Genomic DNA, 15206 nt, shown 5'->3' with positions numbered 1-15206 from the left:
TTTCAATACGAAAACGCGATTATAGATCGCCAACCGTTCCTGTTAAATGATTGGAATGACCGTGGTTATGCGTTGGACCGACCGCCCCGCCGCAATCATCTATCCTGTCACGCTCGGCATTCATCGAGACGCGCGGAGACTTCCTCATGGCAACACAGCCGATCTACGATCTCGCTACCGAGACACTCGTTGCTCCTAAGCCTGTGCGTCGACATCTCGCAATCGTGCCGGATGCAGGCAATTATGACGAGCTGGAAAGAACGGCTCCAGGCATCGCATCGCGCGGCGTCCATCCTGCCACGTTGGGCTTGCTCGTCGGCGTGTATGCAGCAATGTTGCTGACTTTCTGGACCTTCTTCGCACGTGATGCAGCTACGGCGCTCGTCCTGACGGTCGTGTCGGTCTTCATGATCCTGTATTTCGGTCTGATTGCTGGCGGCATCGTACTCAGCGATACTCCCGCCCCCGGCGAACCCCTCCGTTCGTTCTCGGAGTTCATCAAGGGCCCGGTCGATATCTTGACGGGCACGATCACAGGGCGCGAAGCGGCTATACAGATGCTCTTTCTCCCGGCCTGCATGGCCGTGCTAGCAACGATTATCGGCATCATCGCTCGCGTGTCGTAAACAGGAAAACTAGGGACAGGACGATGAGATCACGCATGACCTTGCTGATGGCGATAGGCTTGTCCGTATCGACCGCTGCTATCGCGCAAACGGACGGCTTCGCGTCCGCGATGGATGCGGCGATGACGCGGATGCACGGCGCGATGATGACCGGCTATTCAAACGATCCCGATCGCGACTTCGCAAGGATGATGATCCCGCATCATCAAGGTGCGATCGACATGGCTGAGATCGAGCTGCGTTACGGCAAGGACGAACGCCTGCGCCGGCTTGCGCAAGGGATCATCGTCGAACAGCGTCAGGAAATCGCGGTGATGCAGGGCATCCTATCCGAAGGCGGCGCGTTGCCACGTCACACCGGACAGACCGCGACTGGTCACCCCCATCACGGAGACCGTCCATGAAGCGTTTCACCCTAACCGCCTGCACCGCCTTGTGCTTTTCAGGCCCTGCGTTTGCCCAGCAAGTGCCCAATGCGACCCCCGACATCCCTGTCAGCGCGCAGGACCGGTTCTACACGTCGGACCAGTTCTCCAACACCGTGTCGGTGATCGACCCATCAACCAACACGCTGCTCGGCGTCATCAAGCTCGGCGACCAGACCCCCGCCAACCTCAGCCCGCTCTACAAGGGGCAGCTGCTTGTCCACGGCATGGGCTTCTCGCCCGATCGTAAGACGCTGGCGGCGATCTCGATCGGTTCGAACTCGGTGACGTTCATCGATACCGCGACCAATGCCGTGAAGCACACGACCTATGTCGGGCGCTCGCCGCATGAGGCGTTTTTCCGCCCCGACGGTCGCGAAGTCTGGGTCGCGGTGCGCGGCGAGGATTATATCCAGGTGCTCGACGGCAAGACCTTCGCGCCGACCACGCGCATCCCCGTCCCCAACGGCCCCGGCATGACGATTTTCTCGCCGAACGGGAAATACGGCTATGTCTGTTCGAGCTTCTCACCCGAGACCGTGGTGATCGACACCGCCTCGAAGAAGATCGTCGGTCGCGTCAAGCAGGCAAGCCCGTTCTGCCCCGACATCGCCGCGACGCCCGACGGCAAGCAGGTCTGGCTGACGCTGAAGGACGTCGGCAAGGTCATGGTGTTCGACGCCAAGCCACCCTTCGCAGTGCTGAAGACGTTCGACACCGGCGCGATCACCAACCACGTCAACATCGCCCGCACCAAGGCCGGCCAGTTCGCCTATGTGACGGTCGGCACCGAGAATGTCGTGAAGGTGTTCCGCACCACCGACTTCGTGCAGGTCGCGAGCATCCCGGTCGGCGCGCTGCCGCACGGTCTGTGGCCGTCGGGCGACGGCTCGCGGATCTATGTCGGGCTGGAGAACGCCGACGCTGTTGCGGCGATCGACACCGCCAGCAACACCGTCATCGCGACGATTCCGATCGGTCAGGGGCCGCAAGGCGTGGCCTATGTTCCCGGCGCGGTGCCGGTAGGCGAAGGCCGTGCAAACCTGATACCGCTCGCACAGGCCGGCATGAAGATCCAGCTGACCCTCGCCGGGACTGGCCGCAGCCAGGTCACGCTGTTCGATCAAGGCCAAGTCCAGATCCTGCAGGCGGCGGTTGCGGGCCTCAGCCCAAAGATGCCCTATGTCCTTGGGCTATCCTCCCGCGCTGATGGTGGCGGCGTGATCCAGCCTCTGGCAAAGTTCATGACCAATCCGGCTGGCGGCGCGATCGTCAACACGCTCGGACCGCTCCGCCAGATCGTCAGCGACGCGAAGGGCGACATGCGCCGGTACCTCGTCATTGCGTCAGGCGACCCGATGATGCCGAGCGCTGTCGTTCAGGTGCAGAAATGAGGGTTCAGGTGAACCCTGCGATCTCCTGTCCGTATCCAGTATCTTGGTCATGACGCCGGTATAGGTTGCCGCAGCGTCTTGAGACTGTCGGAAAACACATGATAGCCGACACCCCTGACCTGGGCCTTCGCCGAACCACACGCGCCTCGGCCCATAACGATCGACAAACCCTGTCGCTTTGATAAAGTGTGCGACAACATGCTTTTGATGGTTTGTCGTACATGCTCGTCGGATATATGCGGGTATCGTCGGCTGACGATCGCCAAACGGTCGATCTCCAGCGGGACGCGCTAGTCGCAGCCGGCGTCGATCATCGGAATCTCCATACCGACAAGGCATCCGGCGCGCGCGACGATCGACCGGGCCTGAAAGCCTGCCTCGACTATCTGAACGCGGGCGACACGCTGATCGTGTGGAAGCTCGACCGGCTCGGGCGCTCGCTGCCGCACCTGCTGACGATCGTCACCGACCTGAAGGCGCGCGGCATCGCGTTCCGGTCGCTGACCGAGCAGATGGATACGACCACGCCGCACGGCGAGTTGCTGTTCTCGCTGTTCGGCGCATTGGCGCAATATGAGCGTGCGCTGACTCGCGAACGGGTGATGGCGGGACTGGCCGCTGCCAAACGCCGGGGACGCCAGGGCGGTCGCCCGCCGATAATCGACGCCGAAACGCTCGAGCGGATCACCGCCGCGCTGGATGGTGGGGCGAGCAAGGCGTCCGTCTGCCGGACCTTCAAGGTGCCGCGCTCGACCCTGCTCGGAACGCTGTCGCGGATCGGCTGGACCGCATCGGCCAAAGTCTGATTCGATGCCGCGTCGCGCCGTCCAGTCGGATGAGCAACGCGCGGCGTTGCTTGCGCTTCCCGACGACGAAACCCTGCTCGTCCAGCACTGGACATTGAGCCAGGACGATCTGGCTGTCATCGTGCGCCGGAGACGGCCGCATAACCGGCTCGGTTTCGCGATCCAGCTTTGCGCGCTGCGCTATCCCGGCCGCCTGCTTCGCCCCGGGGAACTGATTCCCGATACCCCGCTCGCATTCGTTGCCGAGCAATTGCAGGTCGAACCCGATGTGCTGGCCGACTACGCGACGCGCGGCCCGACCCGGTACGAACAGCTCGATGCGCTGCGCGACGCGTTCGGTTTCACGCCGCTCAGTCGGCCGTTGCGAACAACATTGCAGGAATGGCTCCTGCCGATCGCGCTAACGACCACCAGCGGGCCCCGGCTCGCGCGGGTGCTGCTGGATGAGTGCCGGCGACGGCGCATCATTGTGCCGGGCATCAGTTCCGTCGAGCGGATGGTCGCCTAGGCGTTGCTCGATGCCGAACGCCATGTTGCCGAGCATCTCACCCGAGGACTGGACGCCGGGCAACGCCAACTGCTCGACGCCCTTCTTTTGCCTCATGCCGGCACGAACCAGAGCGATCTGGCCTGGGTGCGGCAACCACCCGGCAAGCCGGGCCGCAAGACGTTTGCCGCCATCATCGAGCGATTGACACTGCTTCGAGCGATCGGGATCGATCCCGATATCGCCGCAGGCGTACATCCCGAACGCCTGCGACGCCTGTGCCAGGAGGGTGCGCGGCTGACCGCGCAGCACGTTCGGACGCTGCAAGCGACACGGCGTCGCGCCACATTGGTGGCGACCATACTTGAAACCATAGTGACGCTCACCGACGATGCGGTGCTGATGTTCGATCGCCTGCTGGGCCAGATGTTCCGGCGCGAGCAGAACAGCGCGGACACGGCGCTCAAGCGTGACCGACGTACCATCAACGGCAAAATCCGGTTGCTCGCCCGGCTCGGCGATGCCCTGCTTGCCGCCAGGGTGTCGGGCGGCGACATCGCCGCTGCGGTCGAGGCCGCGATCGGATGGGACGATCTCGGCCGTGAGGTCGATGAAGCCCGCAAGCTGATCCGCCCCGATGCCGTCGATCCCGTCACGATCGCCGCGACCCACTACCCCGTTCTCCGACAGGTCGGCCCCTCATTCATCGCGTCGTTCACGTTCGGGGCGGTGCCGGCCTGCCATGCGCTCGCGCGAGCGGTTGCGATCATCCGCGACCTTCATCTCGGTCGTTTGCGAAAACTGCCGTCCGATGCGCCGGTCGGCTTCATCCGACAGGCCTGGCGTCGGACGATCGGCTCCGGCCTTCCTGATCGCCGGACCTATGAACTGTGCGTGCTGGTGGAGCTTCGCGACCGGCTGCGCGCCGGCGACATGTGGGTCGAGGGAAGCCGGCGCTATCGTGCCATCGAACAACAACTCATTTCCGGTCCCGTCTTCGCCGCCATGCGCGCGGCCGGTCCCCTGCCGATCCCGGCACCGGATACCGCCGGTGCCTGGTTGGCGGAACGACGCGCCCGCCTTGCCCGTCGATTGGCCGAGGTCGAGCGAAAGGCGGAGACGGACGCGCTGGAAGACGTGCAGCTCAGCCTCGGCAGGCTGCGGATTTCGCCGTTGAAGGCGATCACGCCCGAAGAAGCCGATACCGCGGTCGCACCGCTTTATGCCCATCTGCCCGCGATCCGCATCACCGACCTTCTTGCTGAAGTCGATCGATGGACCGGATTCAGCCAGTGCTTCACGCATCTGCAAAGTGGCCGTGTCGCCGATGAACCGCGTGCGATCCTGACGGCGGTGCTCGCGGATGCGACCAATCTGGGCCACACGCGCATGGCGGAAGCCTGCAATGTCGTGACCCAGCGCCAGCTTGGTTGGCTCGCCTCATGGCATCTGCGCGAGGAGACCTACGGCCGCGCTCTCGCCCGGCTGGTCGATGCCCAGCACACCGCACCGCTCGCCGCCCTGTTCGGGTCCGGCACCTCGTCCAGTTCGGACGGTCAGAACTTCCCGCTCGATCGCCGCGCCCAGGCAACCGGCGCGGTCAATCCGCACAAGGGGGCAGAGCCTGCCGTCTCCTTCTACAGCCATGTCTCGGATCGCTACGCGCCGTTCCATTCCACCGTCATCTCGGCGTCCGCGAGCGAGGCCGCGCAGGTGTTGGACGGGCTGCTCCACCACGGTGCCGATCTGCATATTGAGGAGCACCACGTCGATGGCGGGGGCGTGTCGGATCATGTGTTCGCGCTATGCCATCTGCTCGGATTTCGATTCGCGCCGCGCATCCCGAACATCGCCGCGCGCCGTCTGCACCTGTTCGACGGCATTGAGCCCGGACCCGATATCGCGCCGCTGGTCGCGGGCGGGATAGACGAAGCCCTGATTGCCGCGCACTGGAACGACGTGCTGCGTCTGGGAACATCGATCCGCACCGGCGTCGTGAGCGCGTCGATCATGCTCGAACGGCTCGGCTCCTATCCCCGCGCCAACGGCCTGGCACTCGCATTGCGCGAGATCGGCCGCGTCGAGCGTACCCTGTTCACGCTCGACTGGATCGAGCAGCCCGAACAGCGGCGTCGCGCTACCCGCGAACTCAACAAGGGCGAGGCCGAAAATGCGCTGAAACGCGCCATCTTCTTCCACCGGATCGGCCGTATCCGCGACCATGCGCTGCAAGCGCAGAGCCATCGGGCGAGCGCGCTCAATCTCGTCGCAGGTGCCATCGTCCTGTGGAACACGACCTACCTGCAAGCCGCCCGGAAGCATCTCGCCAACCTCGGCCGGCCGGTCTCCCCGGACCTGCTGCAACACCTTTCGCCGCTCGGCTGGCAGCACATCAACCTCACCGGCGATTATCTCTGGACCGATCCCGACGCGCCATCGAAAGCCCTCAGGCCGCTCCGCCAGACCCGCGCCGTAGAAGGCCCGGCGAAACCTTAGCGTATATCTGGGTCCGTTCTATGTACCGACCCCGATATGGAGGCGGAGCCTGCCGCTCCTCAGAACCAGGTCCTCACACCAGCGACGAAGCTGAACCCGCCGGTGTCATCGCCCCGTGCCCTCGTGAACCGCGCAGTATCGCCGAACTGCCGTTCCCATGACACGCCGATATAGGGCGCGAACTCTCGGGATTTTTCGTACCGCAGGCGAAGCCCGAGCTCGAGGTCGGTGAGCCCCGAGCCGATGCCATCGCGGCGCACGTCCTGGGCCGAAAAATTGGCTTCCACGCGAGGCTGGAGCACGAAGAACTGTGTCACTCGCTCATCGTACCAAGCCTCGGCTCGGCCGAGCACGTCGCCCTTGTCGGACAGGAACAAGGCGCCCTCGACATCGAACCAATAAGGAGCAAGTCCCTCGATACCGACCGTGGCATAGGTGCGGGACGGGTTCGGCTTGAAGTCGTAGCGGACGCCCGCCTGCAGATTCCAATAGGGGTCGAGCGCACGGCTATAGAGCGCCTGGACCTCTGCCGCTTCGAGCGGTTTACCGAACGTGCCCTCACCTTCGCTCTTCAGCGTAAGCCGGTTGATGTCTCCCCCAATCCACGCCTCGCCGTCCCAACGATAGCCGTCGCCGCCCTTGCGGGCTTGGTACTCGGCGAGATTGAAGAGCACCTGGTAATAGGTCATCCCGCCATGCTCACGTCGCAGGTCGCGGTTGGCCACGGTCATTGCCGCCTCACCATAGTAGCGGGACGCGGCGAGCCCCGCGGCAGGGGCAGGTGCGGGAGCATTGCCCGGCTTCAGGTCGGTGCCGACCGGCGCCGCCGTCCCCGGCATCGCTGCCATGTCGTGCTGCATGGGCTGGCCGGGTGCCATCTGCATGCCGGGCATTGCCGACATGTCATGCCCGGCGTGTTCGCCCTCGATCGTGACCGGAGCAGGACTCGGGGCCATGCCCTGCATGCCCGACATGTCGTGGCCGGCATGCGGATCGGCCGGCTTGGCACCGCCCATGTCCATTCCCGGCATGGCGTGTCCCGCGTGAGGATCGGCTACGGGAGCGACCGGGTGCTTCGTGGGCGCCTTCCGCAACGTCGCCTTCTTGGCAGGGATTTTCCTAGCAGCGGGCTTGGGTTTGGCAGCCGACTTTTTCGCCGGCATCTTCATGCCGGGCATGCTCATGCCCGGCATCATCGAATGGTCCATCGTCTGGGCCGTCGCGGGCGCAACGCCGACCACGAATGCACCGATCCCGGCGAGAAGCAGCGCCTTCATGCCGCCTCTCCCTTCGCGGAACGCACCTGGACAACCTGCATCATGCCCGCGTGCATGTGGTAGAGCATGTGACAGTGGAACGCCCAATCGCCCTCGTTGGCGGTCACATCCCAACTCACCTTGCCCCCGGGCTGCACCATGACGGTGTGCTTCCTCGGGCTGTACGCGCCGTGGCCCGTCACCAGCTCGAAGAAGTGGCCGTGCAGGTGGATGGGGTGGCCCATCATCGTATCGTTGACCAGCGTGACGCGGACGCGCTCGCCGGCAAGGAACGGGATCGGTGCTTTCACCTCGGACAGCTTCTCGCCGTCGAGCGCCCACATGTAGCGCTCCATGTTGCCCGTCAGGTGGATCTGCATCTCGCGCGACGGCGCGCGCAGATCGGGATTACGATCGACCGCGACCAGATCGCGGTAGGTGAGCACGCGATGCCCGACATTCTCCAGCCCCTGACCGGGATCGCCGGTGCGGTCCATCGGCATCGGCGAGATGGTCTGGACGCCTGGCCCCTTTTTCACGCCGGGGGCCTTTGCGAAGTCCCGCATGTTCATGTCCATGCCGGCCATACCGCCCATCGCCATGCTGTCGGGCGCGCTCGAGGAGCCGGCCATGCCCGGCATCGCAGCCCCGGCCTGGGTGCCGTGATCCATACCCGCCATGCCGGTCATGGCACCGGCACCGGCACCGGCAGCGCCGTGCCCCATCTGCGCGTGATCCATTGCGGGAGCGGGCGTGCTGGCAGCCGGCATCGACGCATGATCCATCCCGGGCATGGCGCTATGATCCATACCCTGCATCGATCCGCCACCCGACATGTCCATGTTCATGTCCATCCCCATGTCCTTCATGGTGGCGACGGGACGTTTGCGGAGCGGCGGGATTTCCGCCGCCATGCCTTCGCGCGGTGCCAAGGTTGCGCGCGCCATTCCGGAGCGATCGACGCTCTCGCCCACCAACGTGTAGGCGCGCTCGTCGGTCGGGTTGACGATCACGTCGTATGTCTCGGCAACGCCGATCTGGAACTCGTCGACCTCGACGGGGCGCACGTTGAGGCCATCAGCCTGGACGATCGCGAGCTTCAGACCCGGAATGCGAACATTGAAGGTCGTCATCGCAGACGCGTTTATGACGCGCAGGCGAACTCGCTCGCCGGGTTGAAAAAGGCCGGTCCAATTGTCCTGCGGGCCGTGACCGTTGACCAGATAGGTATAGGTCGATCCCGTCACGTCACCGACGTCGGTCGGGTCCATCCGCATCTTGCCCCATTCAAGGCGGTCCTTCAGCGGCTGATCCTCGCCCTTCAGCAAGCCGGCGAGCGTCTGCTGCTGCCGGTTGAAATAGCCCGACTGCTTCTTGAGCTTCATGAAGATGCGGTGCGGGTGGAGCTGGCTGTGGTCGGACAGCACGATGACGTGCTCGCGATCCGACTGGATCGGGTCGGCTCCCTCGGGATCGATCACGATCGGACCGTAGAGGCCCATCTGCTCCTGCAAGCCAGAATGGCTGTGGTACCAATAGGTGCCAGCCTGCACGATCGGGAACTCGTAGGTGAAGGTCGTACGCTTTTCGATACCGGGAAAGGCAACGCCGGGCACGCCATCCATCTGGAACGGCACAATCAGACCGTGCCAATGCAACGAGGTCTGCTCGTCGAGACCGTTCTCGACATGCAGGCGCACGGTCTGGCCTTCGCGCAGGCGGATCAGCGGAGCGGGGACGGTTCCGTTAATGCCGATGGCGTGGCTCTGCCGCCCGTCGATCGTCATCATCTGATGCGCAACGCGCAGCCGGATGTCTTCGCCGGACACGGTTGGCAGTGGCTTCACGATGCCGGCGGAAACGGGTTGCGCCCAAGCCGGCATGTACGCCGACAGGGCGACGCCTCCTCCGGCAAGGGTAGCACCGCGCAGTAACTGGCGGCGGTCGAGAACGCGCGACATGGTGGCTCCTTGGAGTTGGGCCGCTGCCGGCCCGTCTTATTCCTCTACGCGGGTCGGGAGCCTACCCCTTGAGCCGCGTTCAACTTTTCGATCAGGCGAGCGCGAGCACGATACAGGCGGGTCTCGATCGCTTTCTGGCTGACGCCCAGAACCTCTGCCGTCTCGGCCTGGCTCAAGCCCTCGATCGTCCGAAGCACGAGCACCTCCTTGAGGTTCATCGGCAGGGTCGCGATCGCGCGCGTTACCCGGTCCAGTTCCTGCCGATCGGCCACGGTGGTATCTGTTGCGGGACCGTCATCGATCACCGCGTCAGCCTGACCATCCTCGGAAATGGCGAAGGAGAAGAAACGGCGGACAGTCCGCTTTCTCCCCCAATCGCGGCACTTGTTGATCGCGATCGTCGACAGCCATGCCTTCATCGACCGCTGCGCATCGTAGCGCGACAGGGCCTGGTGAGCCGCGACGAACGTCTCCTGCACTAAATCGAGTGCCTCGTCCGGCTCCCCAGTGCAGGCGCGGGCGAGCCGGAAGACCGGTTGGCGATAGCGCCGCATGATTTCGGCAAAAGCTGCGTGTCGACCGGCGATGCTCAGTGTCGCCAGCTCGCCATCGGTCAGCGAAGTCCATTCGAGACTCACCCCTGGCCGTCGGTGAGCGCCTTCACCACCGCGGCATCGAATTGGGGAGTCTGATCGGCACGCAGCAGCTGCCGCATCGCGAAGATGTGCGCGAGCGTCGCTTTCTGCAGCTCGCCCATCGCGGCGTGGCTTTGGTCGACCGCAGCGGCGACACGGGGACCATTGCCGTGCTCGGACTCGATCGCTTCGGCGAGCCGGGCATTGGTGGCGCGCAGTTCCAATTCGAGGGCGCGGCGCTGCACCGCGAACCTGTCTTCCAGAACCTTCAACTTCGCCTGCTGATCGCCATTCAAGGCGAGCTTGTGATGCAGCACTTCGTGCAGCGCCGCGCCGGGCTGCTTGGGATGGGGCAACAGCGCACGTCCGACGAACACGCCCCCGATCGCCGCCAGAAAAGCGAGGATGACGCACAGGAAAACACGCTTGGTCGATGTCATGGCTCGCCGATCAGCAACGCGGAAGGCGCGAGCGGCGAGGCCCCTCCAAGTGGCGCAAGCGATGCGACGGAGCTGGCGGTCGCCGGTAGCTCCGCACCGGCCATCCCGATTCCCAGGGCAACCACTGTCATCACGCCGATGCCGAGCCCAGCCCGCCGCGCGACAACCGGCTGCGCGCCGATGCGCGCCAGTACCCGGCTTTCGATGTCATCCAAGGCAAGCGGAACGGGTGCGCCCGCCAGTCTCGCCAGTGCTCTGTCCAGATCGTCCATGCTGTCCACTCCACCCCTCTACCATCCTTTACGCAGCGCTGCCCATCATCCCTCATGCGAGCGTGAGGGGTCGGCGCTCGCGACGCGTAAAGGGGAACACGAGCCCTTCATCGGAGTAACCTTATGCGTCGCGTCGCCCTTCCTGCCGCCCTTGCCCTTCTCGGGATCGCCAGCGCGGCCTACGCCCACCCCAAGCTGGTGTCCGCGTCTCCGACGCCGAACGCAACCGTCGCCAAGCCCGCCCGGGTAGAGCTGCGCTTCAGCGAGAAGCTGATGCCGAAATTTTCGGGCGCGGATCTGATGATGACCGGGCATGGCGGCGCCTCGCACGCACCGATGAAGGTAGCGGCTGCAGCCGGTGTCTCCGGTGACGGTCGCACCCTTGTCGTCACGCCCAGGTCACCACTCGGCGCGGGCCGGTACAGCGTCGCTTGGCACGTGGTCTCGACCGACACGCACCGGGTCGCGGGTAACTTCGCTTTCGCGGTGAAGTAAGGTGGAGGCCGACTGGCCGCTGATCGCGGTCCGCTTCGCGCTCTATGTGACGTTGAGCGGGCTGTTCGGCTTGTCGGCCTTCAGCCTCTACGGGCTCAAAGCCGGCGAGCGCACAGCCGCGCTCGCCTTGCGCCCTTGGCTGGTCGGAAGCGGCCTCCTCGGTCTTTTGCTCTCCGTCATCGCCCTAACGCTGTTAGCTGCGGCCATGGCCGGCACGCCGCCCTGGCCTATCGATCGCGAGGCGATCGGGATGCTGCTCAGCGGGTCCGCGACCGGTGCGGCATGGGAGGCACGCATGGTCGCGCTGGTGGTTGCCTCGATCATCGCGCTGATCGCCGCAGGACGTGCGGCTCCGCTGGGCATGGTTGCGCTTACGGCAGGGATCGCGCTCGCGACGCTCGCCTGGACCGGTCATGGCGCGATGGACGAGGGTGCGACCGGCTGGGTGCATCTGGTAGCTGACATTCTCCACCTGTTGGCAGCCGGAGCCTGGATCGGCGCGCTGCTCGGGCTGACGCTGCTCGTCACGCGCGCGCCAGGTCGGGTCGACGCCACCCATCTTAGACTGACCCATCGCGCACTGCACGGCTTTGGTCTGGTGGGCACGATTGTGGTCGGCACGATCGTCGTAACGGGTCTGGTGAATGGCTGGTTGCTGGTCGGCGCCGGCAATTTGCTGAACCTTCCGAGCACCCGCTACGGACAGCTCCTTCTCGCCAAGCTCGCGCTCTTTGGCGCGATGCTGGGGCTGGCGTCGCTCAATCGCTTCCGCCTGATGCCGGCATTCGAGCGGTCGATCGCCGCGGCCGATCATCGGGGCGCGCTCGGCACGCTGCGGCGCAGCCTCGCGGTCGAGGCGGCCTGCGCCGTCGCGATCTTGGCGCTGGTCTCTTGGCTGGGAACCCTCGAGCCGCCCATATCAGCAATGTGAAGATCGGGACGAGGGCAATCGGGCGCGGCGGCGTAAAACCATTACAAACCGTGCATCGCCGGAAAGGGGGCTTGACCCTGACACGGTGTCAGACCCTACATGCCCTCGGGTCGAAGGAGTTTCTTCTATGAACGACCCTCATTCCCACGCCCATTCTGCCGGGGGCTGCGGCTGCGCGGGCAAGCACGACGGCAAACTGGCTGCCGTCGAGCGCGAAGCTGCCGGGTCCTGCTGCGCGCCCTCCGAACCCTCGTCTGTGCCACAAGCTGCCAAGGGAGGTTGCTGCTCTGGGAAAGCGGGCAGCGAACCCTCGGCCACAGTGACCGACCCCGTATGCGGCATGACCGTCGATCCGGAAAAGACAGCGCACTATGCCCAGCATGCCGGGCACGACTATCATTTCTGTAGCGCAGGGTGTCGCACCAAATTCGTCGCCGACCCTGATGCGTACCTCGGCGCGAAAGCAAAGCCCGAGCCGTTGGCAACGCCGGGGGCGATGTGGACATGTCCCATGCACCCGGAAATACGCCGGGAAGGGCCGGGCACGTGCCCGATTTGCGGCATGGCCCTCGAACCGGAAGAACCGTCGCTCGACGACGGCCCCAACCCCGAGTTGGTTGATTTCACGCGCCGGCTATGGGTGGCAGGGGCGCTCACCATTCCGCTGCTGATCGTCTCGATGTTTGCTGAGATGTCGGGGATCCACGTCGTCAGCGCTGCCGCTTCGCCTTGGGTCCAGCTCGCACTCACTGCGCCCATCGTGCTATGGGCAGGATGGCCGTTTTTCGAGCGGGGGTGGACGTCGCTTCGCACCCGCCATCTGAATATGTTCACGCTGATCGCGATCGGCGTCGGTGCGGCATTCCTCTACAGCCTGGTCGCAACGCTCGCGCCCGGCATCTTCCCTGCGACGTTCCGGATGCACGGGGGCATGGTCCCGGTCTATTACGAGGCTGCCGGCGTCGTAGTGACGCTGGTGCTGCTCGGACAGGTGCTCGAATTGCGCGCCAGGGCAGCGACGGGGCGCGCGATCCGCGCCCTTATGGACCTCGCTCCCAAGACGGCGCGACGGCTGCGGTCTGACGGCTCGGAGGAAGAGGTCGGCCTTGCCGACGTGGCGACCGGAGATCGGCTGCGAGTTCGCCCCGGCGAGGCGATCCCGGTCGACGGCGTGGTGGTCGAGGGTCGCTCCTCGGTTGATGAAGCCATGCTCACCGGCGAGCCGGCTCCCGTCCTCAAGGAAGTCGACGCCGCGGTCACCGGGGGAACGGTGAACGGCACGGGGAGCCTCGTCATGGAAGCCCAAGCGGTCGGTTCGGATACGATGCTCGCGCGCATCGTCCGGATGGTCGCGGAAGCGCAGCGCAGCCGCGCCCCGATACAGGCGGTCGCCGATCGGGTCTCGGGCTGGTTCGTGCCGCTCGTCGTGCTGATTTCGATCGCGACCTTCGTGGTGTGGTCATTGGTCGGCCCTGAGCCACGTATGGGTCATGCTCTCCTCAATGCCATTGCCGTGCTGGTCATCGCCTGTCCGTGCGCGCTCGGGCTTGCTACGCCCATGTCGATCATGGTCGGCACCGGACGCGGCGCGCAGGCCGGTGTGCTGGTTAAGAACGCCGAAAGCCTGCAGGCGCTCGATAAGGTCGATACGCTGGTCATCGACAAGACGGGCACGCTTACCGAGGGCAAGCCGTCGCTGATCGCGATCGAGGCAATTGGCACCGTTGCGGAGAACGACGTTCTTGCGCTCGCCGCTGCGGTCGAAGGCCAGTCAGAGCACCCGCTCGCCCATGCGATCGTCGTCGCCGCCAAAGAACGCGGATTACAACTTGGCACCGTTGCCGACTTCGCCTCGCAAACTGGGATGGGTGTCAGTGCCACGGTGGGCGGCCGTTCGGTAGTGATCGGCAACGCGGCACAGATGAACAGGGTCGGCGCCGATCCCAAACCGCTCGACGCTGCGGCCGATCGTCATCGAAACGAAGGGGCCGGCGTCATCCTGATCGCCATCGACGGCGCGCTCGCCGGCTTGCTCGCGGTTGCCGATCCCGTTCGGGCTTCGGCAGGAGATGCCATTGCGGCCCTTCGCGCAGAGGGGCTGCGTGTCATCATGCTGACGGGCGACAACAGGGGAACGGCCGACGCGGTCGCGCGCGCTGTGGGCGGTTTGGACGATGTTCGCGCCGATCTGCGGCCGGAAGACAAGGCACGGATCATCGGCGAACTGAAAGCGGGTGGTGCCAAGGTCGCGATGGCTGGTGATGGGATCAACGACGCCCCCGCACTGGCCGCTGCCGACGTCGGGCTCGCGATGGGAACCGGAACAGACGTAGCGATCGAAAGCGCAGGCATGACGCTCACGCGCGGCGATCTTTCAGCCATCGTGCGCGCCCGCAAGCTCGCCCGTGCAACGATGCGAAACATCCGCCAAAACCTGTTCTTCTCGTTCCTGTTCAACGGGATCGGTGTGCCGGTCGCGGCCGGGGTGCTTTACCCAGTGTCCGGCATCCTTCTGTCGCCGATGCTGGCTGGCGCGGCGATGGCTCTCTCGTCCTTTACCGTGGTCCTCAACGCGCTGCGGCTGAACACGGTGAAACTGTGAATATCGGGGCGGCATCGGACGCCAGCGGCGTCTCGCAGCGCATGATCCGCCATTACGAGAAGATCGGTCTCGTGCCCGCGCCGGCAAGGCGTGGGAGTTACCGCGACTATGCCGACCCCGACGTTCATCGCCTTCGCTTCATCGCCAATGCCCGCGATCTTGGGTTTCCAATCGAGGAGATCAGGACGCTACTTGGCCTCTGGTCGGATCGCAGCCGTTCGAGCAGCGAAGTAAAAATGCTCGCTCAAGCGCGCGCTGATGAACTTGGGCGTAAGGCGGCCACGCTCGAAGATATGCGATCGACGCTGCTGGAATTGGTAAACCGCTGCCACGGCGATGATCGACCGGACTGTCCAATTCTCCGGCGCATGGAAGCATGA

General features: G+C 64.9%; 13 protein-coding genes and 1 pseudogene. 9 read left to right on the top strand and 5 right to left on the bottom strand.

The features are described from left to right. Positions 1-146 precede the first annotated feature (146 nt). The 5 genes and pseudogenes from AC0CH8_RS02630 to AC0CH8_RS02610 all read left to right on the top strand — a co-directional run bounded on the left by AC0CH8_RS02630 (position 147) and on the right by AC0CH8_RS02610 (position 6234). Positions 147-626, top strand: coding sequence for a hypothetical protein (locus AC0CH8_RS02630; RefSeq protein ID WP_043150680.1), 480 nt, complete (start codon positions 147-149; stop codon positions 624-626). Between the two features lie 35 nt (positions 627-661). Then, positions 662-1030, top strand: a complete 369-nt coding sequence (gene copM / locus AC0CH8_RS02625) for a CopM family metallochaperone (RefSeq protein WP_465238551.1) — start codon at positions 662-664, stop codon at positions 1028-1030. Continuing rightward, positions 1027-2445 carry a YncE family protein gene (locus AC0CH8_RS02620; protein WP_037535052.1) on the top strand — a complete coding sequence of 473 codons (1419 nt, stop codon included), beginning with the start codon at positions 1027-1029 and terminating at the stop codon, positions 2443-2445. The genes copM and AC0CH8_RS02620 overlap by 4 nt, the downstream gene beginning before the upstream one ends. A 221-nt stretch (positions 2446-2666) precedes the next feature. Further along, complete coding sequence (locus AC0CH8_RS02615; RefSeq protein ID WP_465238550.1) at positions 2667-3251, top strand: recombinase family protein; 585 nt, start codon at positions 2667-2669, stop codon at positions 3249-3251. Between the two features lie 4 nt (positions 3252-3255). After that, positions 3256-6234, top strand: a pseudogene (locus AC0CH8_RS02610) (Tn3 family transposase). 59 nt (positions 6235-6293) lie between these two features. Here AC0CH8_RS02610 and AC0CH8_RS02605 read toward each other — a convergent pair. Genes AC0CH8_RS02605 through AC0CH8_RS02585 form a run of 5 tightly spaced genes read right to left on the bottom strand, consistent with a single transcriptional unit; the run spans position 6294 to position 10798 of the window. Then, positions 6294-7511 carry a copper resistance protein B gene (locus tag AC0CH8_RS02605; RefSeq protein ID WP_465238549.1) on the bottom strand — a complete coding sequence of 406 codons (1218 nt, stop codon included), beginning with the start codon at positions 7509-7511 and terminating at the stop codon, positions 6294-6296. After that, entirely contained in the window at positions 7508-9451 is a 1944-nt protein-coding gene (locus AC0CH8_RS02600; protein ID WP_465238548.1) for a copper resistance system multicopper oxidase, read from the bottom strand. Before AC0CH8_RS02600 ends, AC0CH8_RS02605 begins: the two co-directional genes overlap by 4 nt. Positions 9452-9495: 44 nt before the next feature. After that, entirely contained in the window at positions 9496-10089 is a 594-nt protein-coding gene (locus AC0CH8_RS02595; RefSeq protein ID WP_465238547.1) for an RNA polymerase sigma factor, read from the bottom strand. After that, complete coding sequence (locus AC0CH8_RS02590; RefSeq protein ID WP_465238546.1) at positions 10086-10526, bottom strand: periplasmic heavy metal sensor; 441 nt, start codon at positions 10524-10526, stop codon at positions 10086-10088. The genes AC0CH8_RS02595 and AC0CH8_RS02590 overlap by 4 nt, the downstream gene beginning before the upstream one ends. Continuing rightward, entirely contained in the window at positions 10523-10798 is a 276-nt protein-coding gene (locus AC0CH8_RS02585) for a hypothetical protein (protein ID WP_133192473.1), read from the bottom strand. Before AC0CH8_RS02585 ends, AC0CH8_RS02590 begins: the two co-directional genes overlap by 4 nt. Positions 10799-10921: 123 nt before the next feature. Between AC0CH8_RS02585 and copC the strand changes: the two genes are divergently transcribed. The 4 genes from copC to AC0CH8_RS02565 all read left to right on the top strand — a co-directional run bounded on the left by copC (position 10922) and on the right by AC0CH8_RS02565 (position 15206). Then, positions 10922-11293: a copper homeostasis periplasmic binding protein CopC gene (gene copC, locus AC0CH8_RS02580; protein WP_465238545.1), complete on the top strand. Its 372-nt coding sequence runs from the start codon at positions 10922-10924 to the stop codon at positions 11291-11293. A 1-nt stretch (position 11294) separates the two neighbouring features. Beyond that, the gene (gene copD / locus AC0CH8_RS02575) at positions 11295-12224 is read left to right on the top strand and encodes a copper homeostasis membrane protein CopD (protein ID WP_465238544.1); all 930 of its coding nucleotides are present in this window, start codon (positions 11295-11297) and stop codon (positions 12222-12224) included. 319 nt (positions 12225-12543) lie between these two features. Beyond that, positions 12544-14826 carry a heavy metal translocating P-type ATPase gene (locus AC0CH8_RS02570; protein ID WP_465238725.1) on the top strand — a complete coding sequence of 761 codons (2283 nt, stop codon included), beginning with the start codon at positions 12544-12546 and terminating at the stop codon, positions 14824-14826. After that, entirely contained in the window at positions 14823-15206 is a 384-nt protein-coding gene (locus AC0CH8_RS02565; RefSeq protein WP_037527196.1) for a MerR family DNA-binding protein, read from the top strand. The genes AC0CH8_RS02570 and AC0CH8_RS02565 overlap by 4 nt, the downstream gene beginning before the upstream one ends.

The organism is Sphingomonas sp. AC435 (assembly GCF_979253005.1).
This window is presented reverse-complemented; position numbering and strand designations above follow the sequence as displayed.

What these genes read in the sequence shown, in the direction of transcription:
- AC0CH8_RS02620 (WP_037535052.1), top strand. Translation starts at nt 1,027, where the DNA reads ATGAAGCGTTTCACCCTAACCGCCTGCACCGCCTTGTGCTTTTCAGGC.
- AC0CH8_RS02605 (WP_465238549.1), bottom strand. Translation starts at nt 7,511, where the DNA reads ATGAAGGCGCTGCTTCTCGCCGGGATCGGTGCATTCGTGGTCGGCGTT.
- copM (WP_465238551.1), top strand. Translation starts at nt 662, where the DNA reads ATGACCTTGCTGATGGCGATAGGCTTGTCCGTATCGACCGCTGCTATC.
- AC0CH8_RS02585 (WP_133192473.1), bottom strand. Translation starts at nt 10,798, where the DNA reads ATGGACGATCTGGACAGAGCACTGGCGAGACTGGCGGGCGCACCCGTT.
- AC0CH8_RS02600 (WP_465238548.1), bottom strand. Translation starts at nt 9,451, where the DNA reads ATGTCGCGCGTTCTCGACCGCCGCCAGTTACTGCGCGGTGCTACCCTT.
- AC0CH8_RS02630 (WP_043150680.1), top strand. Translation starts at nt 147, where the DNA reads ATGGCAACACAGCCGATCTACGATCTCGCTACCGAGACACTCGTTGCT.
- copC (WP_465238545.1), top strand. Translation starts at nt 10,922, where the DNA reads ATGCGTCGCGTCGCCCTTCCTGCCGCCCTTGCCCTTCTCGGGATCGCC.
- AC0CH8_RS02615 (WP_465238550.1), top strand. Translation starts at nt 2,667, where the DNA reads ATGCTCGTCGGATATATGCGGGTATCGTCGGCTGACGATCGCCAAACG.
- AC0CH8_RS02590 (WP_465238546.1), bottom strand. Translation starts at nt 10,526, where the DNA reads ATGACATCGACCAAGCGTGTTTTCCTGTGCGTCATCCTCGCTTTTCTG.